We start from the raw sequence: 21,136 nt of genomic DNA, 5'->3' as shown, positions 1-21,136 counted from the left end.
CGCCACCGCCGGCAAGCCGGACTGCTACGGATCCGCGCACGTTTCTCCCTTTCGACACCGCTTGGCCCTCGATGTGGCTTATAATCGCCGGTTCTTGTAGCGCTGCCGGGCAGATCCTGCGGCCCGAAACCGGACCTTTCAATGTTACGAATCACCGAACTCAAACTGCCGTTGGACCACGCGGACGAAGCCCTGCGCCCCGCGCTCGTGCAACGCCTGGGCATCGACGCCGACGAGCTGCTGGATTTCACCCTGTTCAAGCGCAGCTACGACGCGCGCAAGAAATCCACCGAACTGCAGTTCATCTACACCATCGACTTTCAGGTGCGCGACGAAGCCGCCCTGCTCACGCGCCTGAGCCACGACAAACATCTGTGCCAGGCACCGGACGTCAGCTATAAAGTCGTCGGTCACGCCCCTGTCGATCTGAGCGAGCGTCCTCTGGTCGTCGGCTTTGGCCCGTGCGGTATTTTCGCCGGCTTGCTGCTGGCACAGATGGGTTTCAAACCGATCATTCTCGAGCGCGGCAAGGAAGTTCGCCAGCGCACCAAGGACACCTGGGGCCTGTGGCGCAAGAATGTGCTCAACCCCGAATCCAACGTGCAGTTCGGTGAGGGCGGTGCCGGCACCTTTTCCGATGGCAAACTCTACAGCCAGATCAAGGACCCTAAATTCCACGGTCGCAAAGTGCTGCACGAGTTCGTCAAGGCCGGCGCGCCGGAAGAAATCCTGTACGTCAGCAAGCCGCACATCGGCACATTCCGCCTCACCGGCGTAGTGGAGAACATGCGCCAGCAGATTGAAGCGCTGGGTGGCGAAGTGCGCTTCGAGCAACGGGTCACCGACGTACTGATCGACGACGGTCAGATGCAGGGTGTGGTGCTCGACAGCGGCGAGCGGATTGAATCACGCCACGTGATTCTGGCGCTGGGCCACAGTGCCCGGGATACCTTCCGCATGCTTCACGGGCGCGGCGTTTACATGGAAGCCAAGCCGTTCTCGGTAGGTTTCCGTATCGAACACCCACAAGGGCTGATCGACCGCGCACGGCTCGGCAAATATGCAGGTCATCCGAAGCTTGGCGCCGCTGACTACAAATTGGTGCATCACGCGAAGAATGGCCGTTCGGTGTACAGCTTCTGCATGTGCCCAGGCGGCACGGTGGTCGCCGCGACCTCGGAGCCAAACCGGGTAGTCACCAATGGCATGAGCCAGTATTCGCGCAACGAGCGCAACGCCAACTCCGGCATCGTCGTCGGCATCACCCCGGACGAAGACTACCCTGGCGGACCGCTGGCAGGCATCGAGTTGCAGGAACGTCTGGAATCCCACGCCTACATCATGGGTGGGGAGAACTACGAAGCACCGGCGCAACTGGTGGGCGATTTCGTTGCAGGCAAAGCCTCCACGGAACTGGGTAGCGTAGAACCTTCCTACAAACCGGGGGTGAAGCTCACGGACCTGGCCGACGCCCTGCCCGCCTTCGCCATCGAAGCCATTCGCGAAGCACTGCCAGCCTTCGACAAGCAGATCAAGGGCTTCTTCCAGCACGACGCCGTGCTCACGGGCATCGAAACCCGTACCTCCTCGCCACTGCGCATCACGCGCGGTGCCGACATGCAGAGCCTCAATGTGCGCGGCCTGTTCCCCGCCGGTGAAGGCGCAGGCTATGCCGGCGGCATCATGTCGGCGGGCGTGGACGGCATTCGCATTGCCGAAGCGCTGGCCAGAAGCATGTTGGGAATTGTCGAGTAATGCTCAACCTGTAGCAGTCCGGCTTGCCAGGTGTAGCGATTGTAAGCACGCTTCCCCCGGCAGGCTGAACTCACCAGAGCCACAGAGATTCGAGAACATTCCTACACCCCAAGTAGAATAAGCCCTGTAGCACTTTGTTACGAAAATTCGCGATACTTTGTATACAGGTTTCCGCTCACTTTTTTATAACCAAATCGTATATAACTTTTGTTTTCAGAAATAAGCAACCGGGTTAGGGTGTCGCTCCTTTTGCGCATGTCCATGGAGAGTGCCCTTGCCCGTACGCAACTCATTCAAACGTTTCTTCCAGCTCGAAGCGGCGGGCGGCCTGCTCCTGATAGCCGCTGCCGCCCTCGCCCTGCTCATCAACAACTCGCCGTTGGCATGGCTGTATAACGGCTTGCTTGAAGTACCCGTAGTGGCGCAGATCGGCGCCCTGCAGATCGCCAAGCCCCTGCTGTTGTGGATCAACGACGGCCTGATGGCGATGTTCTTCCTGCTCGTGGGCCTGGAGGTCAAGCGGGAAGTCATTCAGGGCCACTTGTCCAGGCCGTCGCAGATCGTCCTGCCGGGCGCGGCCGCGATCGGCGGAATGGTGGTGCCGGCTTTGTTTTTCTGGGCCCTGAACAAACAGGATCCCGCCGCCGTGGGCGGTTGGGCGATCCCCATGGCCACCGATATCGCCTTCGCCCTCGGTGTCCTGGCGCTGCTCGGAAAGCGCGTGCCGGTATCGCTCAAGCTGTTCCTGATGACCCTTGCCATCATTGATGACCTTGGCGCGATCATCGTCATCGCCGTGTTTTATTCAGGCGAACTGTCGAGCCTGTCGCTGGCCCTGGCCGCCACCTCGATCGTTGCGCTGATCGCCATGAACCGGCTGGGGGTAGTGAAGCCGGCGCCCTATCTGCTGATCGGTCTGGTGCTCTGGGTCTGCGTGCTCAAGAGCGGCGTGCACGCAACGCTGGCCGGCGTAGTGCTGGCGTTCTGCATTCCACTGAAGACCCCCAAGGGCGTCGACTCACCGTTACAGCGACTCGAGCACGCGCTGCACCCTTGGGTCGCCTACGGCATCCTGCCGCTGTTCGCGTTTGCCAATGCCGGAGTTTCGCTGAGCGGCGTGACAGCAGACAGCTTCACCCATCACGTGCCCATGGGCATCGCTTTGGGCCTGCTGCTGGGCAAGACGATCGGGGTATTCGGTCTGACCTGGCTGGCTATCAAGACCGGCATGGCCGCGCTGCCCACAGGGGCGAACTGGGGTCAGGTGCTAGGCGTGTCGATCCTGTGTGGCATTGGCTTCACCATGAGCCTGTTTGTAGGCTCGCTGGCATTCGTGCCCGGGCAGAGCGAATTTGCCGGCATGGACAGAATGGGCATTCTGACCGGCTCGATCCTCGCGGCGCTGATCGGCTACGCCATCACGGCAACAGCCAGCCGCAACAGGGCGCAACCCGTTCGCTGACGGCCATTACAGCCGGGCGCGAGGCCTTGAGGCGCAATGCAAAACGCCCCGAAAATCGGGGCGTTTTGTTTGTTAACGGTACTACATCAGAACCTTCCGGATCAGCTCAGGCGACTCAGTGGGTGACACGGCTGGTACCGTTGACGGTCATGATGCGCACGCGCTCACCCACCCGGAAGATCTCGTTTTCCTGAACTTCCTGCACATAGGCGCGCATGGTGCCGTCGTCTTCACGCACGGTCACTTCAACACCCTGGGTGCGGGTCAGGCCACCTTCAGCCGCCGAACCCAGCAAGCCACCGGCAACTGCACCGATGACCGCGGTGACGATGCTGCCGCGTCCGCCGCCAATCGCACTACCGCCCACGCCACCGACAATTGCACCGGCACCCGCGCCGATCGGGGTTTTCGTACCTTCGATCTTCACAGGACGCAGCGATTCGATTGTGCCCAGGCGAACGGTCTGCACCTGGCGAGCTTCATCGCGCGAATAAGAGTCGCCGGTCAGGCTTGAAGTACAGCCGCCAAGGGTCAATGCCATGGCGGTGAACGACGCAACCAGCAGAACAGACTTACGCATAACATTCTTCTCCAGAGGAACAGGTTGCCATTAGACTCCGCCGCAGCAAGCGGTGTCACGGCCCTGTACCGATAATTTACGTTGATTCAGGCGTCATACAGCCAGCCGCCATGTCTCTGAGTATGGACGACGGTTCGCGCGATTGATTCAAAGAAATACCGCTTCGCGTGTCAGGCGATCAGGGTGCCAGACGCTCGCGAATCCACTGGGTGTCCAGCAGACGGTAGTTGAGGCGATCATGCAGCCGACTTGAACGTCCTTGCCAGAATTCGATGCGGTCCGGGATCAGGCGATAACCGCCCCAGTGATCCGGGCAATCGGGTTGGGTCTGGCTGAACCGTTGTTCGGTGGCCTTGAGCAGCCCTTCAAGCTCGGCCCGATCAGCGATCACCCGGCTTTGCGGTGATGCCCAGGCGCCCAGGCGGCTGCCCAGCGGACGAACCTGGAAATAAGCGTCGGACTCTTCAGGACTGACCTTGGTCACCCGACCTTCGATGCGTACCTGACGCTCCAGCGTCGGCCAGAAAAAGGTCATCGCAGCGAAAGGCCGCACAACCAGTTGCTGACCCTTGGCGCTCTCGTAGTTGCTGAAGAAGGTGAAACCCTGGGCATCCACGCCCTTGAGCAGCAGGACGCGGCAGTGCGGGCGGCCATCGGCATCGACAGTCGCCAGCGTCATGGCGTTGGCTTCGACCGGGACCTGCTCGGTCTTCACCGCCTCCTCGAACCATTGATGGAACAACGCAAAAGGTTCTTGCGGTGCCTGCGATTCGGTCAAACCTTCGCGAGCGTAATCACGACGCATATCAGCCAGACGCTGGCTCATCACTGCCTTCCTTAATCGAAATCCGTGAGCGGGATAGCGATATTAACCTCAGTTGTTGCTGGCTTGCGCATCGGCTGCAGGTTTCTTGGCCGCGGCCTTGGCGGGCGTGGCTTTCGCCTTGGCAGGTACAGCTTTCTTGGCCGGGGCCTTTTTCGCTGCAGGCACCTTGGCCGGGGCGGCTTTCTTGGCAGGCGCTGCGGATTTGGCCGGCGCCGCCTTGGTGGCCGGAGCGGGCGCTACAGCCGGTTTTGCCTCCTGGATGGCAACCAGCGTCGGTGCCGGCGGCAGGTTGTACTTGGCCATCAACGCAACCATGGTGTCCTGCGGCGTCATGATGATTTCCACGCGACGGTTCAGCGCACGTCCCGGGGCGCTATCGCTGGCGGCACGCGGCATCACCGCACCCATGCCGCGAAGGTTGAGACGATTACGCTCCAAGCCGCTGAGGCGGAAAATCGCTGCTACCGACTGCGCGCGTTGCTGGCTGATTTTCAGGTTGGCGTCGCTGGCGACGTCGCTGTGACCCAGGACCAGGACGGCGGTTTTCTGATCGCCTTCCACGGCTTTGGCCATGCGGGTGATGGGACCAAGATTGACCGGCAGCAGCATTTCCGGACGGTCCGGGTTGAAGGTGCTGTCCACCGGCGCGGTGACGACCAGCACATCTTCTCGGCGCTCGAGTTCGAACTTGCTGTCCTTGATGGCTTCACGCATCCGTGGCTCATACAGGTCCAGCCAGGCCTGGGTCACTTTTGGATCGACCTTGGGGACTGCCGGCGCTGCATCTTTGGTCGCTACACCGGCACCGAACGGCCACCACCATTTAGTGCCGTCATCAGCCTTGGCCACAGCAGGTTTGGCGGCAGGCTGGGTCGCTGCCAGCTCGGGTTTCTTCTCGGTGGCGCCGTGGTCGGAACCGAACGGCCAGTACCAGTGAGTACCGTTTTGCGCTTCGGTCTTGGCCACTTCGGCGGCGGCCGGGCTGAGGGCAGGTTTTACCGCAGCTGCGTCATCGCTTTTGGCCGAGCCGAACGACCACCAGTGGTCGTTGCTGGCAGATTGATCCTGGGGAGTTTGTGCGCAGCCGGTGACGGCAAGACACAGAGCAAATGCGAGGCTTTTATTGGCAGACATGGTGACTCACACAAATAATTGATCAGAAAATGAACGAAGCAGCGCCCATATAACACGCATAAACGCCAAGTTGGAAAAGGAAACTGCCCTACGGTTCCGATATGGGCGGTTTAACTGACAGTCGGTAGAACAAGCACTTATCAGCGATAGTTATTGCAAACACTCACCAAGCACTCGAACCAGACCCTGGGCGCGGGGATCCATCAGCACGTAGGGACCCAACGTGTTGGTGACAAAGCCAAACGCCACTTCGCGTTCGGGATCGGCAAAACCGACCGACCCTCCCGCCCCCGGATGACCGAACGATTTCCCCCCCAGACCAAAGGTCGCGTTAGGCACGCTTGGCTGGTCGAGCATGCAGCCAAGACCAAAACGGGTCCGCGTCAGCAGCGTCTTGTCCTGACCGATACTGTGTTCGCGGGTCAGCTCGTTGATCAGATCGGCATCGAGCAGGCTGCCATCGAGCAGCGCGCTATAGAAACCGGCCAGGCTGCGGGCGTTGCCGTGGCCATTGGCGGCAGGTTGCTGCATGCGCCGCCACTCGGGCTTGTTGGTGCTGGTCATGATCGAAGGCGGGTTGGTGAAGGCCCGTGCGGTCATTGAGGCAGGTTCGCGCATCGTTGCCTGCAACAGGCGCCGCGCCGCTTCATCGCCGACATGGCCCTTGCCACGGGCGATGTGCGCAACACGATGAAACTCCTCGTCGGGCAGACCGACATGAAAGTCCAGCCCCAGCGGGCGTGAGATGCGCGCAGCGATGGACTCGCCCGGCCCGCGACCATCGGCGCGGCGGATCAATTCTCCGACCAGCCAGCCGTAGGTGATGGCGGCGTACCCATGGCCCTGCCCCGGCGTCCACCACGGCTCTTCGGCCGCCAGCGCGTCGGTCATCGCCTGCCAGTCGTAGAGCGCCTCGGCAGGCAGCATGTCGCGAATCGCTGGCAGACCGGCTTGATGGCAGAGCAACTGGCGCAATGTGATGGACTGCTTGCCCGCCGCCGCGAACTCCGGCCACAGTTTGGCGACCGGCTCGTCCAGCTTCAGCTTGCCCTCCCCGACCAGTTGCAGGGCGGTGACCGCGGTGAACGTCTTGGTGCAGGAGAACAGGTTGGCGATCGTGTCGCTGTGCCAGGCTTCGCTGCCGTCCTTGTCGGCCGTGCCGGCCCAGAGATCAAGCACGGTCTGCCCGCCAACCTGCACGCACAACGCCGCGCCGCGCTCTTGTGGATCATCGAACAGTGCGGCAAACGCCTCGCGCACGGCCTCGAATTGAAGCTCGAAGTGACCTTGAATCTGCACGGTTTGGCTCTCCGGTCGGGCTACAGAAAATGGCGTGCATTGTTCCAGCGATTGGCGGATTTGGGAACCGCATTGCGGTCTCGGGGTGATCACAAGACCGTGTGCGTGAGCTTGCTCGCGATCTGGACGGGCCAGACGGCATTGCAGCGCAGGCCGAAGGGCATCGCGAGCAAGCTCACTGCTACGGGTGCAGCGGCATCACTGGCCTCTGCCTAGCACCTCGACCACCTGGCCGTTGGCCTTACGTACCGCTTCGATGAATCCCTGATACGGCACATCGGTAATGCCCACCAGCCCCAGGTGGCCGTTTTCGCCATCGAGCAGACGTCCCGTGGCGGGCTGGTCCAGGTACTGGAACCAGTGCACGCCAACGATCGACGGCTCGTTCAAGGCGTTTTTCAGGAAATTCGCGTAGGCCGGCCCGCGGTCCTCTTCTCGGGCCACCTCCATCGCTCCGCCCCAGAACGGCCCTCGATCACGGGAGCCGAAGTGGAACTCACTGACCAGCACAGGTTTGTCGAGCACGCGCAGCTTGCTGAAATCCACCCCGTCCTGCGGTTTGGGCGTGTACAGGTTGAAACTCAGCACGTCACAGTATCGCGCGCACGCTTCGATGGCCTCTGGCGTGCTGATACCGAAACGCCCTCCCAACAGCAGCTGGTTCGGCGCATGCCATTTCAAAGCGTCGGAGATGGTCTTGAAATAGGTTTCGGCAAATACGCGCTGGAAATACTTGAAATCGTTTTCGATCTCCGGATGTGCGGGATTTGGCAACGGCGGCTCGAACCCCGGGTCTTCCATCAGCTCCCAGGCAGGCAGATCGATTCCCCAGGCTTTGGACAGCCCCTCCTGATTACGGTACTTGTCGCGCAATTGCTTGAGGAACGCGCGCTTGGCGGGCACGTCGGTGGTCAGCTTCAGCGTGCCGTATGCCAGCGCGTAACGCTCCTTCGGGTCATCGCCCGGTGCAGACCAGGCCAGCTCGTTATCGGCGAAGTACCCGATCAGGTAGGGATCGTCACGGTGATCGCGTGCCGCGATCGCCACAGCCCGCTCGGTGGCCATGGCAAAGCGCGGATCAAACGGATCAGGCATGCCGCCCCACCAATCGTGGCCGGTGCTGATGCTGACGTAATCGCCGACGATGGACAGCGGCAAGGTATAGGGCACGCGGCCCTTGTCGCCCAGCGCAGGTTCGCTCCAGTTGCCGATGGTGTTGAACCCCCAGGCCTGCAGACGCTGCAGGGTGTGATCGACCCAGCGCCTGGCGTCGACGTTGACGGGCTTGCATTGGGCAGGCAGTTCGGCGGCCGGAGGTTTTTCAGGCAATACGGCAGCGGTTTTCTGATCGGGCGACGCGTCGGCATCTGACGCTGGCGATGGGTCTTTTTCCTCGACCGCAGGCTCTGGCCTGACCACCTCCACGCACTTGGGTACGCCATAGGTGCGCTGCAAGTTGGCGCCATAGAAATCGAACCAGCGACCCTGATCGAACTGCCGATCCTTGTTGGCCCCAGTGCTGCGATCGTCATTGCCCTTGCCATAAAACGCTGCCGCAGGGTCATCATTGCCGGGCAGACCGGCAAACATCGACTCTCGCCCTTCTACGTAGGTCTGGCTGTCGTCTGCGGTGACCGCGTTGACGCCCAGCGAGTAGAACGGATGACCTTCCGGCGTCACCAGATACCAGCGATCATTGCGTTTCTCGGTGCGGAAGAAACCTTTGGCCTCGAACGTCGGACCTTTGAGCAGACCGCCGTATTTGTCGTGGGCGGGGCGATCCTTGAGCCAGGCCTTGAGTTGTTGCTGCTCCTTGCTGGCGAGCGTCTTCAACTGCTCGTCGCTGCTGATTTTCTCCGGCCACTTGCCTCGGGTGTATTGGCCGTAGCCATCGAGCAGGTTGCTGAAGGCGGCCTTTTGAATCGCGTCGCCTTCCTGCACGCCGAATTTTTCGATCAGCACGCTCTGCGCAACGTCGGGCCGGGACATCGATACCGTAACCGAAGTCACCTGTGTGGTATTCAACTCGCCTTCGGTACTGGCCAGCAGGACACGCTGCCCGTCGATACTCCACGGCATCGGTGGCCCCACGCGCATGCCCTGGCTCAGCGCTGAACTGGCAACCAGCGGCACGATCAACGTCTGGGCAGGGCCGGCGGGCAGGTCGATGCGGCTGGTCAGAGTCTTGCCGTCGCTGCTCTGGATTTTCACGTAAAGCGTCAGTGCCCAGTCCATTGCGCTCTGCAGGCGCAGGGTCATGGCAGTGTCAGCGCTCCAGTCCCAGACACCGGTTTGCGGTGTCAGGCGCAGACTCGGGCTGGCGGCGGGGTTGAAGGTCACGCGGCGCAGTACCTCGCCCTCGGCGGTCTGCTCGGCATTGGCCTGCGGCAGACTGGCATCCTGAGTGCTGATCTGCACCACATCGGCCGGACGCACGAAATTGAACAGCGTCTGCTGGCCGGTCGGCGCGGCATACACGGGGCCTGCGCACGCCAGGGCGAGAACGGCAGACAGTGAACGGCGAATCATGTGATCGGGTGCTCCTTGATCTCGGAAGCCGCCGCGCAGGTGTAACCCTGGCGGTCAGGCAGACCGAGATAAGACCCGATCACGCGCGTTTCATCCCCGGCAGGTCTCAGGAAATTTCGCGACGAAATGGCGGCAGCGCGTTGAGGATGGCTTTGCCGTAGCGCTGAGTGAGCACGCGACGGTCGAGCAACGTGATGATGCCGCGGTCCTGCTCGGTGCGCAGTAATCGTCCGCAGGCCTGGATCAGTCGCAACGACGCATCGGGCACGGCGATTTCCATGAACGGATTGCCGCCCCGGGCTTCGATCCACTCCGCCAGCGCGGCTTCCACCGGGTCATCGGGGACGGCGAAGGGGATCTTGGCGATGACCACGTGTTCGCAATAAGCGCCTGGCAGATCGACACCCTCGGCAAAGCTGGCCAGGCCGAACAGCACGCTTTCGTCTCCGCCATCGACTCGCGCCTTGTGCTTGTTGAGGGTTTCCTGTTTGGACAGGTTGCCCTGGATGAACACGCGCTTGCGCCAGTCGCGCTCCAGCCCGTCGAACACTTCCTGCATCTGCTTGCGCGACGAGAACAGCACCAGCGTTCCTTTGGAACCTTCCACGAGGCCCGGCAGCTCGCGAATGATTGCCGCTGTGTGTTCGGCGGCATTGCGCGGGTCGGCCTTGAGGTCCGGCACCCGCAGCACGCCAGCATCAGCGTGATGGAACGGGCTGGGCACCACGGCCGTTACCGCATCCCTGGGCAAGCCGGCGCGCATGCGGAAACGGTCGAACTTGCCCAGCGCGGTCAGCGTCGCCGACGTCACCAACGCCCCGTAGGCGACGTTCCACAGGTTGCGACGCAGCATTTCAGCGGCCAGGATCGGACTGGCATTGACCTCGATATCAAACAGCGAGCCGCTGTCGGCCAAGGTCAGCCAGCGCGCCATGGGCGGGCTGTTTTCCGGGTCTTCAGCGGTGAACGCGGTCCACAGCTCCCAATTGCCGTGGGCACGCGCCAGCAGGCTGCCGAACAGCGGATACCACTCCTCGGCCTGATGGCTGGCGATACCGATGCTGACCTCGCCATCCATGCCCTCCTTGAGCAGCTCGGTCAGCCGGGTGAACAGGTCATCGAGCCGGGCGAAGCCCTTTTTCAGCTCGATGCCCATTTCGCGCATATGCTCAGGCACCACGCCGCCAACGAACCGGTGGCGAGGACGCTCACGCCCTTCCATGTCTTCGCCGGCCTTGAAATCGGCCAGTTGCTCGCACGCGGTGAACATGAACTGCTGCTGTGTCTTGATCTCTCGCGCCAGCTCCGGCACTTGCTCGATCAACTTGCCCAGATCCCCGGGCAGCGGATGTTGCGCCAGCAACTTGGTGAGGTTCTTGGCGGTCTGTTCCAGCCAGTCAGCGGTGGAACGCAGGCGGCTGAAATGCGCGAAGTGACCAATGGCCTTGTCCGGCAGGTGGTGGCCCTCGTCGAACACGTAAAGGGTGTCGCGTGGATCGGGCAGGACCGCGCCGCCACCGAGCGCCAGGTCAGCCAGGACCATGTCGTGGTTGGTGACGATGACGTCGACTTTTCCCATGCCTTCGCGAGCCTTGTAGAAGGCGCACTGCTGAAAATTCGGACAATGGCGGTTGGTGCATTGACTGTGATCAGTGGTCAGCCGCGCCCAGTCCTGATCGGCCAGTTCCTGGGGCCAGCTGTCACGGTCGCCGTCCCACTTGTTGCCGGCGAGCTTCTCGATCATCGTGGTGAACAGCTTCTGGCTGGCTTCATCGACTTCGATCTTGAAGCCTTCTTCCTCGAAAAGCTGGGCGGTGGCGCTTTGCGCATTGCCTTCCTGCAACAGCATGTCGAGCTTGGACAGGCACATGTAGCGCCCGCGTCCCTTGGCCAGCGCGAAGGTAAAGTTCAAGCCGCTGTTGCGCATGAGGTCGGGCAGATCCTTGTAGACGATCTGCTCCTGCAGCGCCACGGTCGCGGTGGCGATCACCAGGCGCTTGCCTGCCGCCTTGGCCGTGGGAATCGCCGCAATGGCATACGCCACTGTCTTGCCGGTACCAGTCCCCGCCTCGACCGCGACCACCGCCGGGTCGCCCGAACGCCGGCCTTCCTCGTCGGTGTCCACATTCCCCAGCACCTTGGCCACCTCGGCGATCATCAAGCGCTGGCCGTAACGGGGCTTGAGGCTCTTGGCTTCGAGGAAACGCGAATAGGCGCCCTGAATCTGGGATTTGAGTTCGGTACTGATCATGGGCTGGGTCGTTGGCTCGGCGTCACAGGTGCTGAATTAAAGAGGTACTGGGTGAAAAAAGACAGAAAAACCGCTGGATATATCTTCAGTGGTTGCAGCGGGCGGCTATCATACCGCGCTAATTCTTTCTGCGCAGAACGGAGTTTTCGATGTCATCTGTAGCCTTTGTCTACGCCTTGCACGTGCTGGCGGCTGTCCTCTGGGTCGGAGGAATGTTTTTCGCGTGGATGATTCTGCGACCGGCGGTCATTGCCGCTCTGGAAGGACCCGCGCGTCTCAAACTGTGGCTGCAGGTGTTCCCGCGCTTTTTCGTCTGGGTGTGGGGCGTCGTGATCGTGCTGCCGGTGACCGGCATCGGCATGATCAACATCAACTTCAGTGGCTTTCAGACCGCGCCCCGTTACGTGCAGGTGATGATGGGGCTGTATGTGGTGATGGTGGCGTTGTTCTTGCGCATTTCTACGCTGAGCCTGCCGCAGTTGCGCAAGGCCGTGCAGGCTGAGCAATGGGCAGACGGCGCAGCGGCGCTCGGCGGAATTCGCCGACTGGTGGGGATCAATCTGATCGTGGGGATTGTGGTGGTGGCCATCGCGGCGGCGCGGCCGGGGTTTTGAGCATGCCGACACCACGGCACCTGTTGCAGCGCAGATATCTCTAGCAGCACGACTTGCCGGTGGTGGCGACTTCAAGGACGCCGCCGCCGGCAAGCCAGACTGCTACAACGTGTGGGACGTTCCTACAACTTGCGAACGTTTACCGACCCCGCAGGGCCGACTGCGCCGGACTGACCTTTCTCGCCGTTTTTGCCTGACTTGGCGCCATCGGTGCGGTAGACGACACATCCCTTGGACGCACCGCCCTTGCCGCCGCGGCCGCCTTCACCGCCAACGCCACCCGCGCCGCCCTGCACATTGACTTTTACGCGGTCATCGGCAAAACCCTGAGGCAGCTCCAGCCGCACCAACGCGCCAGGTGCACCGTCGCGGCCGTTGCCGCCATTGTCACCGTCGAAGCCACGGCTGGCCGATCCCCAGGTGCAGCCTGGCTCCTGGCCATTGCCGCCGTCCAGACCGACATAGCCCGGCGAGCCTGCGCCGCCTCGGGCATCGATGGACAGCAGGTCCGCATTCAGCTGCTCCACTCGCAGGTTCAGATTGCGACCCGGCAACGGGGCTTTTTCGAAAGTGCCCGGAGCGCCGCGTGCGGTGATCTGCGCACCGCTGCCCAGATCAGCGCGCTTGACCAGCAGTTTGAACGGCTCGGCACTGGGCACGACGGCGATTCGCGACTCATGGCCCATCACCAGTTGGCCGACCTGCACCTCGGTGAGCCCGGCGGGAATCAGCAAGGTGCCGTAATCCGCCACTTCCAGCCGGTCCAGCTGCAGGACGCTGGAATTGCTCGGCAAACGCATCAACGAATGGGAATTCACCGAAATGGTCTGCGCCATTACCCAGGGACTGCCTAGAGCCGAGAGCAGGCCCGCGGTGATCAGTAACGCTTTACGCATGGTGAACCTCTGCCTGGCGGCGACCGAAAGATTGCAGGTGGAAAATACCGAAGATCAGAATCTGCAAACGGTCGACCCAGGGATTTGAACGCCCCCGCAGGCTGCCGTTGAACAGAAACAGTTCCATCACATGGGTCAGCAACAAGAGGCTGCCCGCCAGTTTGATCAACATCTCGAAAGGAATCGGCAGGACCATGGCCTGGTTGACCAGCACCACTGCCCAGAAACCCAACGTCAAGACTTTCCCCAAGCCCCAAAACAACTTCATGACACGCCCCTGGTATTTTTTTATTTCTGCAGCGAAAAAACGCTCCGCGCACAGTACGGCGACGGGCATGACTATGCCAGAGGATCCATTCAAAAACCGCCGGTTTGATTTTTTTTTAGGGCAATCAGGGTACGGGCGCTGTTGAGCGGCAGCCGTATTGCTGATCAGGGTTGCGCCGCTCTTCCTGAATCGGCTTTCGCGCTGCTCACACCACTCAAACACGGCACTGGACGGTAGTAGCCGGCTTGCTGGCGAACGCGATGGGGCACTGACAGGTCCTTTGACTCAGACGCCTCATTCGCCAGCAATCGAGCTCCCACAAGTTCCGCGATCAGCCATTGATAGGGGTGTTGATCAAAAACCGCGCTCCAACGCCCCGCTTCAAAGAAAACCCCGGCACGATGGCCGGGGCTGTTTTCAAGCGCAACACTCAATCAACGATTGATCTTGATCTCCGTACGACGGTTCAGCGCGCGGCCTTCAGCAGTCTTGTTATCTGCTACAGGACGGCTCTCGCCATCACCTTCCACGGAAACGAAGGCACTGCGAGAAACACCGGCACCGACCAGATAATCGGTCACAGAGTGCGCACGTTTTTCCGACAGTTTCTGGTTATAGGCATCGCTGCCCACGCTGTCGGTGTGACCGCTGACATGCAACTGCACGTTGGACGCTTCGGTCTTGAGCTTGGTGGCGACCATGTCCAGTTGTTGCTTGTCGCCCGGGGTCAGGGTTGCCTTGTTGAACTCGAAGTGCACGTCACGGATGGTTATCGTTTCTTCTTTCGGAAGAACCACTGGAGCCGCCACTGGCTCTGGCGCCGGGGTCACGATCGGGCAACCGGTGGCATCGACCGGCGTGCCTTTGGGAGTATTGGGGCACTTGTCGACGCTGTTCAGTACGCCATCGCCATCATCATCGCCATCGCCATGAGCCCAGCAATACGCCCCCGCCATCACGCCCACCGCGCCACCCAGACCCGCCGCCACCGAGGCTGTCTGGAACGCGCCAATCGCCGCACCGGTGAGGACGCCGCCGGCAGCACACAGAGGCCAGTCGGTCTTTTGCAAGCCGGCACAGCCCGTCAATACACTGGTAACCAAAATCAGAGGTAACGCTGTCCGAATCATGCTCATACAGTTCTTCTCCTTTGGTATCGGCTAAAACCGACTGAATTGGAGTAAAGACGCCGCCGGGGCCGTTTGCCACCCTGAAATCGGGGGTTTTACGGGTTTTTAGCGTACGGATCGGCCTGTTCTTTTAGAAATAGCCTTTTGCCTTCACTCCGTACGCTTTGTCATGGCGACTCGTGAAAAAGTTCAAGCACTAGGCCGCGATGTTTGGGCAGGCTAACCTTGGAGGTTCAATTGAGGGATTTCGATGAGCGACAGTTTTTCCACCCGCACGCCGCAGCAAGCGCTGGCCGCCTTGCTTGATCGCTATGCACCCCAGCGTCTGCTGCTGATTGGCGCCGACAGTTTTCCCGCGCTGCAGGCCTTTGAGCAGGCACATCCGGACACCCAACTGTTCAAGGCAGCGCCTGGCCTGCTGCCCGCCGGGCTTGCCGCTCAGCGTTTCGATCTGGCACTGGTCGTCGATTGCCTGGAGCACATCCCCAAGCGCGAGGGCCTGGAGCTGCTGGGTGGCATCCGCAACCTCAACGCCAGCCGCATCGCGGTACTGGCCGACATGAAGGCTTGTGGCTGGCAAACGACCGATTTCTATTCGCTGGCGCTGCAAACCAGCGAACGCTTCGCCCGGGATGAGCAGGTGCTGACGCTTTACACCTACGACCTGCGCGAATACAAACAGGTACCGGACTGGCTGAACGCGAAGTTCTGGGCCAACCCGGAAAACTTTGGCAAATACTGGTGGTGAGAAACGCATCATGAGCAGTGCAACTTGTCCCTGCGGCAGCGGCAACCTTCTTCAAGGCTGTTGCGGCCGTTATCATGCAGGTCAGCCGGCACCCTGCGCCGAAGCCTTGATGCGCTCGCGCTACAGCGCGTACGTGCTGGGTCTGGTGGATTACCTGCTGGACACCACGCTGTCGGCGCAGAAGAGCAATCTGGATCGCGAATCGATCAGTCAGTGGAGTGCGCAGAGCACCTGGCTGGGGCTTGAGGTGGAAAGCGCCGAGCTGTTGGGCGGCAAGCCCGAGCACGCGTTCGTCACCTTTACCGCCCGCTGGCACGACGCAGGCGGCGAACACAGCCATCGGGAGCGCTCGGCATTCGTGCAGAACCAGGGCCGCTGGTACTTCATCGATCCGACCGTGCAACTCAAGGCCGGACGCAATGATGCCTGTCCGTGCGGCAGCGAGCAGAAATTCAAGAAGTGCTGCTCGGCCTACATGGCCTGAGCGCGGCGCTGCCCCTGTAGAAGTGAGCTTGCTGGCGAAAGCAGTTCGTCGACCAACGTCGGCGGCCCGAGGTAAGGCGAATCGCGAGCAAGCTCACTCCTACAACGTAAACAGCTCGACTCTACGCCAGCTTCAGATGCGAGATATCCGGCACGATCACGTGCTCGTCCGGCCTGGCCTGGCCGATGTCGGCGCCAGGCGGTGCCAGGCTCAGGCCGGAGAGGTCCAGACGAGGCGCAACCGCAGCCGCTTTCGGATCCTGCACATTCTTGCCCAGGTCAGAGAGGGTGTAATCCGGCGCCTGGACGTCAACAAACGCTGCCATGTAGACATCACGAGGTTCGAGCTTTGATGTCCGGCCGGGGCTGGTATCGCTGCGCGGGGCAATGCCGGGCGACGGCGAGCGGCGGGTCCAGGTGGGTTCATCGGGCGGCGGTGCCAGCTCGACCTCCTCGACTTCGATCTGCTCCTGCACCTGGACCTGTCCCGGCATTTCAATCACATCGGCTCGTGCCCCAGCGCGCTCGAGGGTTGCCCGGTATTTTTCGGCTGCGGCCTGATCAAGGTTATTTTTCAGTACCAGCCGCCGCCCGGAAAACAGCAGCGCGATGCGTTGCGCGTCAGCCTGAAACAGCTTTGCCAGGTTCGCCTGCACCCGGTCCAGCTGCGCACCCGTCACCAATTGGCCGGAAAAAACGATTTCGTATAGCTTCATGGGTCAATACTCCTTCGACACATCGGGTGAGTATGGCGCAGGCTCTGAGGAACAGCGAGTGGCCTTGAAACGGTCAATCGCCAATCACTTGCTAGACTGCAGCCCGACAGGGAGTGAACGAATGGTCTTTCAAGCACGTGTCACCAAATTGCTTTGCCTGTGCATGCTGCTGGGTTTGTCCGGGTGTTCGACCTGGATCACCGGCGGCTTCGACGACCCCGATGTCAAGCTGCTCAAGGTCGACGTGGTCAAGGCAAAACTGCTGCGCCAGGATTTCAAGCTGCGCTTTCGCGTCGATAACCCCAACGACTCCAGCCTGCTGGTGCGCGGCTTGCGTTACAAGATCCTGCTCAACGACATACTGCTCAGCGAAGGCGAGTCCAGCGACTGGTTCATCGTCAAGGCCAACAGCCACAAAAACTTCTCGGTGCCGGTACGGACCAACCTTTGGGAGCACCTCAAAGACATCTCGAGAATGCTCGGCAAGACCAGCCAGCCTATTCATTACCGCCTGGAAGGCAAGCTCAAGACCGGATTTTTATTCGGACACAGCGTGCGTATTGAGCGCAACGGCGAGATAATCCCCGGCGATTTAATTCCGGAGTAGCCCCATGAACCAGCAAGCCCACGTGCATGGCCCTGATTGCGACCACGATCACGACCACCACGACCATCATCATGACCACGGCCACGTCCATGGCCCGCATTGCAACCACGAACCTCAGGAGCCGGTGCGCAACGCGCTCAAGGACGTAGGTCGCAACGATCCCTGCCCATGCGGCAGCGACAAGAAATTCAAGAAGTGCCACGGCGCCTGATGGCCTGTCTGAAGTCGCGGCAAGCGCTGTAGCAGCGCGGTTTACCAGCGGTGGCACGCGCAGATCGCCACCGCCGGTGAGCCGTAATGCTACAGAGTCGATTTTTTGCAAACCTGCGGTCAGCCCCTGCAGAATATTTTCAAACATCCGCCATCTCGAAAAATCCTGAAATAAACTCCTGTCTCCCGCTTGCGTGGCGCCTGCCTGCTCTCTAACGTAGCGCGTTTCCAACGCATCCCCCCGCAGGAGCTACATCATGGCCTCGCCCGCCCTCTCATCCTTGATTCCCTGGTCGTCGAAACGGCGTCTGGGCGTCACCGCCGCCTTGATGGGCCTGTTGAGCCTCGCCGGCTGCCAGTTGAGTGGCGAAGACCGTGACAACCTGCCTCCAGCCAGTGGGGTCTTTGCGATCAAGGGACTGGCGCAGAACGTTTCCGTGCGCCGCAATAATCTGGGGATGCCGCTGATCGAGAGCAGCACTTTCCACGACGCGCTGTTTACCCTGGGCTACGTCCACGCCAGCGACCGTATCTCGCAAATGGTGCAGATGCGCTTGCTGGCCCAGGGCCGACTCTCGGAAATAGCCGGCCCCGGCGCCTTGGATCTGGACCGCATGATGCGCGCGGCCAATCTCAAGCAAACCGCCGGGGAGCTCTACAACGCCTCCTCCCCTCGCCTGAAACGCTTCTTCGAAGTCTATGCCCGCGGCGTCAACGCCTACCTGTTCCGCTATCGCGACAAATTGCCGTCTGACCTCGCCGATGCTGGCTATAAACCCGAATACTGGAAACCAGAAGACTCGGCACTGATCTTCAGCTTGCTGAACTTCAGCCTGTCGGTGAACCTGCAGGAGGAAATCAGCTCGCTGGTGCTGGCGCAGAAAGTCGGCGCCGACAAGCTGGCCTGGCTGCTGCCTACCTACCCGGACGAAGAGCTGCCGTTGGCTGAAGCGGACAAGCTCAAGGGTCTGAACCTGAGCAGCCAGTTACCAGGCTTGAGCGAGCTGGACAAGGCCGCACTGCAGCTGTCCGATCTCAATCTGCTGGGCGTTTGGGCCTCCAACAACTGGGTGATTTCGCCGCAGCGTGCCCGTGCCGGCAAGAGCCTGCTGGCCACCGACAGCCAACTGCCCGCCACGCTGCCATCGATGTGGAATTTCGTGCAGATCCGCGCCCCCAAGTATCAGGCTGCAGGTGCCACGGTCGCCGGTCTGCCGCTGGTGCTCTCGGGGTTCAACGGCAAACTGGCCTGGGGCATGGGTCCGGCGATGGGTGATAACCAGGATCTGTTCCTGGAAAAGCTCAAGCGCGAGAACAACCGCCTGATGGTCATGGTCGATGGCAAATGGGTCGCGGCCGGCGCCCACGAAGAGACCTACTTCGTCAAAGGCCAGCGCCCGGTGCGCGAGCCTGCGTATGAAACTCGCCACGGTCCGTTGCTCAATGCCAGTTCCGCGCAACTGGCCAGCGGCCTGGGCATCGCCTTGCAAACGCCCGACGCCAAGGATGACAAGACCCTGGATGCGTTGTTTGACCTGACGCGCGCGCAGAACGTCGCACGCGCCTTCGATACCACCCGGGAAGTGCGCGCCATCACCTTGAACATGGTCTTCGCCGATGCCACGAACACGGGCTGGCAAGTGACCGGGCGCTACCCGAACCGCCGGGACGGCCTGGGCCTGATCCCGTCGCCGGGTTGGGACAGCCGTTTCGATTGGGACGGTTACGCCGATGCGATGCTGCACCCATACGATCAAGACCCGCAGCAAGGCTGGATCGCCACTGCCAACCAGCGCACGGTGCCCAAGGGTTATGGCATGCAGCTATCCAACTCATGGGATTACCCGGAACGTGCCGAGCGCATCGCTGAACTGGCCAACAACGGCAAGCAGGACACTCGCAGCACCATCGGCATGCAGTACGACCAGACCACCACGTTTGCCGCCAAGCTGAAGAAGATGTTCGAGGCACCCGGCATGGCCAAACCTTTGAAGCAGGCCATCGACGCGCTCGCGCCGGCAGACCGTGACAAGGCCCGCGAGGCACTGAGCCGCTTGATGGCGTTCGACGGTCGCTTGTCGCCAGTGTCCGCCGATGCGGCGATCTATGAGCTGTTCCTGCAGGAAAGCGCCCGGCAGATATTTCTCGATGAGCTGGGTCCGGAAAGCAGCCCAGCCTGGAAAGCGCTGGTGCAGAGCGCCGACCTTTCCTACTCACCTCAGGCCGATCACCTGCTGGGGCGAGAGGACAGCCCTTACTGGGACGACGTGAAAACGCCGCAGAAGGAAGACAAACCAGCGATCCTGGCGCGCAGCCTGGCAGCGGCCATCAGCGCCGGCGAAAGCCAGTTGGGCGCCGATCGCAAGGCCTGGCAATGGGGCAAGCTGCACCGGTACACATGGACCTCGCAAAGCGCCGAACTGACGGCAGCGATCGGCGGTAGCAAGGCTGGGGTCATCAAAGGGCCGATGGCCGCGGGGGGTGATCACACGACCCTGAACGCCTCAGGCTTCCACTGGGGCCAGGACTTCGATGCCGCGGTGATCCCGGCCATGCGCATGATCATCGACTTCGCCCAGCAGGAACCGATGATGGCGCAGAACGCCGCAGGTCAGTCGGGTAATCCCGCCAGCCCGCACTTCGCCGATGGCATTGATCCGTGGGCGAAGGGGCAATACATGTCGGTGCCGATGCAGCCGGAGAATTTCGAGAAGGTGTATGGCAAGCAGCGGTTGACGTTGACGCCTGGGAAGTAAATGTTAGCGCAGGTTTTTGCGTGCATATCCGATATCCGTGGTGGCACTGATCTTCGTTCTGCCTAACGGCAGAAGCGTTCCGCCTCCGGCGGGTTACTTGAAAGGACACCAAGTAACCAAGTGTCTACGCTCCCTGTCCGGCCCGACTTCGTCGGGTTCCCTCCCTCCGGCATTGCTTCGGGGGCCCGCCGCCATCCATGTCGCTCGGCCCCCTACGCAATACCTGCGCTCGGCCTTCCAAAGTCGCAATTTGTAACGTTCACACAATCTCGGCACGTGTTGCTTCTGCCCGGAGGGCGTGGGAGTCCGCAGGGGTGGCGCTCCACCTTGCCGACGATCTGCTGCCCAGCACCAGCAAGACCATTGCATGCGATCTGCCTGAACTCCTACAGCTGCGTGGTCAACCGTGAATTAGCGGGCGTTTGCGTATCTGCTGTTGATTCTGGCCGAAGGCCGTGGGAGTAAGCTTGCTCGCGATCTGGCGCGAAGCGGCAGCAAATCCTGTGAACGGTATGCATCTGACCCACCGAGCCATCTGATTCTACTGCCGGTGCCCGGCAGATCGCTGGCAAGCCTGGCTCCCACGGCCTCTGGCCAGAATCAAAAGCAGGCGGCGCAATAGTCCAACTTGAGGAGCTTGTTTGAAACCATAGACTGTCCCACGCTTCGGCAGAAACCGAACTCGATCAGTGCACGCCCGCTTTTGATTTGGCTTCTAAACGCGCGGTAGTCCAGTCACCACAAATCGCGACTTGGCTGCAGGCCGAACGCAGGCTTAGCTGCCTGACAGTATCTGGACGAAGGAGAGACCAAATCAGGAGCAAGCACTTTTGGTTGGTCCGGCATTCCGGCTTTTCAAAAGTAACTCGCCA

18 protein-coding genes are annotated in these 21,136 nt (G+C 61.3%); 8 read left to right on the top strand and 10 right to left on the bottom strand.

The features are described 5' to 3' along the window. Positions 1–141 precede the first annotated feature (141 nt). A complete protein-coding gene (locus ACI2KS_RS06395) occupies positions 142–1,755 on the top strand; it encodes an NAD(P)/FAD-dependent oxidoreductase (RefSeq protein ID WP_404618287.1) in 1,614 nt (537 codons plus the stop codon). Between the two features lie 274 nt (positions 1,756–2,029). Continuing rightward, complete coding sequence (gene nhaA / locus ACI2KS_RS06390) at positions 2,030–3,217, top strand: Na+/H+ antiporter NhaA (protein WP_404618285.1); 1,188 nt, start codon at positions 2,030–2,032, stop codon at positions 3,215–3,217. 115 nt (positions 3,218–3,332) lie between these two features. On the opposite strand, the gene ACI2KS_RS06385 is transcribed toward nhaA, so the two are convergent. The 6 genes from ACI2KS_RS06385 to dinG all read right to left on the bottom strand — a co-directional run bounded on the left by ACI2KS_RS06385 (position 3,333) and on the right by dinG (position 11,836). Continuing rightward, a complete protein-coding gene (locus ACI2KS_RS06385) occupies positions 3,333–3,797 on the bottom strand; it encodes a glycine zipper 2TM domain-containing protein (protein ID WP_404618283.1) in 465 nt (154 codons plus the stop codon). A gap of 178 nt (positions 3,798–3,975) precedes the next feature. Beyond that, on the bottom strand, positions 3,976–4,623 hold the full coding sequence (pdxH, locus tag ACI2KS_RS06380; RefSeq protein ID WP_404618281.1) for a pyridoxamine 5'-phosphate oxidase: 648 nt from the start codon (positions 4,621–4,623) through the stop codon (positions 3,976–3,978). Positions 4,624–4,671: 48 nt separating this feature from the next. After that, positions 4,672–5,757 (bottom strand): OmpA family protein, encoded by a 1,086-nt coding sequence (locus ACI2KS_RS06375; RefSeq protein WP_404618279.1) that lies wholly within the window; start codon positions 5,755–5,757, stop codon positions 4,672–4,674. Between the two features lie 150 nt (positions 5,758–5,907). Beyond that, the gene (locus ACI2KS_RS06370; RefSeq protein WP_404618277.1) at positions 5,908–7,056 is read right to left on the bottom strand and encodes a serine hydrolase domain-containing protein; all 1,149 of its coding nucleotides are present in this window, start codon (positions 7,054–7,056) and stop codon (positions 5,908–5,910) included. A 198-nt stretch (positions 7,057–7,254) separates the two neighbouring features. Then, a complete protein-coding gene (locus ACI2KS_RS06365; RefSeq protein WP_404618275.1) occupies positions 7,255–9,585 on the bottom strand; it encodes a beta-galactosidase in 2,331 nt (776 codons plus the stop codon). 106 nt (positions 9,586–9,691) lie between these two features. Beyond that, on the bottom strand, positions 9,692–11,836 hold the full coding sequence (dinG, locus tag ACI2KS_RS06360) for an ATP-dependent DNA helicase DinG (RefSeq protein WP_404618273.1): 2,145 nt from the start codon (positions 11,834–11,836) through the stop codon (positions 9,692–9,694). 149 nt (positions 11,837–11,985) lie between these two features. Between dinG and ACI2KS_RS06355 the strand changes: the two genes are divergently transcribed. Next, positions 11,986–12,450: a CopD family protein gene (locus ACI2KS_RS06355; protein WP_404618271.1), complete on the top strand. Its 465-nt coding sequence runs from the start codon at positions 11,986–11,988 to the stop codon at positions 12,448–12,450. A gap of 122 nt (positions 12,451–12,572) precedes the next feature. Here the strand turns inward: ACI2KS_RS06355 and ACI2KS_RS06350 are convergent, their stop codons facing one another. The 3 genes from ACI2KS_RS06350 to ACI2KS_RS06340 form a co-directional block, all read right to left on the bottom strand. Further along, entirely contained in the window at positions 12,573–13,346 is a 774-nt protein-coding gene (locus tag ACI2KS_RS06350; RefSeq protein ID WP_404618269.1) for a collagen-like protein, read from the bottom strand. Beyond that, positions 13,339–13,614 carry a DUF1145 domain-containing protein gene (locus ACI2KS_RS06345; RefSeq protein WP_404618267.1) on the bottom strand — a complete coding sequence of 92 codons (276 nt, stop codon included), beginning with the start codon at positions 13,612–13,614 and terminating at the stop codon, positions 13,339–13,341. Before ACI2KS_RS06345 ends, ACI2KS_RS06350 begins: the two co-directional genes overlap by 8 nt. A gap of 434 nt (positions 13,615–14,048) precedes the next feature. Then, complete coding sequence (locus ACI2KS_RS06340; protein WP_404618266.1) at positions 14,049–14,750, bottom strand: OmpA family protein; 702 nt, start codon at positions 14,748–14,750, stop codon at positions 14,049–14,051. Between the two features lie 244 nt (positions 14,751–14,994). On the opposite strand from ACI2KS_RS06340, the gene ACI2KS_RS06335 reads away from it, so the two are divergent. Then, positions 14,995–15,492 (top strand): DUF6231 family protein, encoded by a 498-nt coding sequence (locus ACI2KS_RS06335; RefSeq protein ID WP_404618264.1) that lies wholly within the window; start codon positions 14,995–14,997, stop codon positions 15,490–15,492. Positions 15,493–15,502: 10 nt separating this feature from the next. Continuing rightward, positions 15,503–15,976 (top strand): YchJ family protein, encoded by a 474-nt coding sequence (locus ACI2KS_RS06330; protein WP_404618262.1) that lies wholly within the window; start codon positions 15,503–15,505, stop codon positions 15,974–15,976. A gap of 121 nt (positions 15,977–16,097) precedes the next feature. On the opposite strand, the gene ACI2KS_RS06325 is transcribed toward ACI2KS_RS06330, so the two are convergent. Further along, the gene (locus ACI2KS_RS06325) at positions 16,098–16,691 is read right to left on the bottom strand and encodes a hypothetical protein (RefSeq protein WP_404618260.1); all 594 of its coding nucleotides are present in this window, start codon (positions 16,689–16,691) and stop codon (positions 16,098–16,100) included. A 121-nt stretch (positions 16,692–16,812) separates the two neighbouring features. Here ACI2KS_RS06325 and ACI2KS_RS06320 point away from each other — a divergent pair, with 121 nt between their 5' ends. The 3 genes from ACI2KS_RS06320 to ACI2KS_RS06310 all read left to right on the top strand — a co-directional run bounded on the left by ACI2KS_RS06320 (position 16,813) and on the right by ACI2KS_RS06310 (position 20,264). Next, a complete protein-coding gene (locus tag ACI2KS_RS06320; RefSeq protein WP_404618258.1) occupies positions 16,813–17,298 on the top strand; it encodes an LEA type 2 family protein in 486 nt (161 codons plus the stop codon). A gap of 4 nt (positions 17,299–17,302) precedes the next feature. Next, a complete protein-coding gene (locus ACI2KS_RS06315; RefSeq protein WP_404618256.1) occupies positions 17,303–17,509 on the top strand; it encodes an SEC-C metal-binding domain-containing protein in 207 nt (68 codons plus the stop codon). Positions 17,510–17,765: 256 nt separating this feature from the next. Then, the gene (locus tag ACI2KS_RS06310; RefSeq protein ID WP_404618254.1) at positions 17,766–20,264 is read left to right on the top strand and encodes a penicillin acylase family protein; all 2,499 of its coding nucleotides are present in this window, start codon (positions 17,766–17,768) and stop codon (positions 20,262–20,264) included. Positions 20,265–21,136 lie beyond the last annotated feature (872 nt).

The organism is Pseudomonas sp. NPDC087358, from assembly GCF_044900785.1.
Classification (GTDB): Bacteria; Pseudomonadota; Gammaproteobacteria; order Pseudomonadales; family Pseudomonadaceae; genus Aquipseudomonas.
Note: the sequence above shows the minus strand (reverse complement) of the source record. Positions and strands in the feature narration are given on the sequence as shown.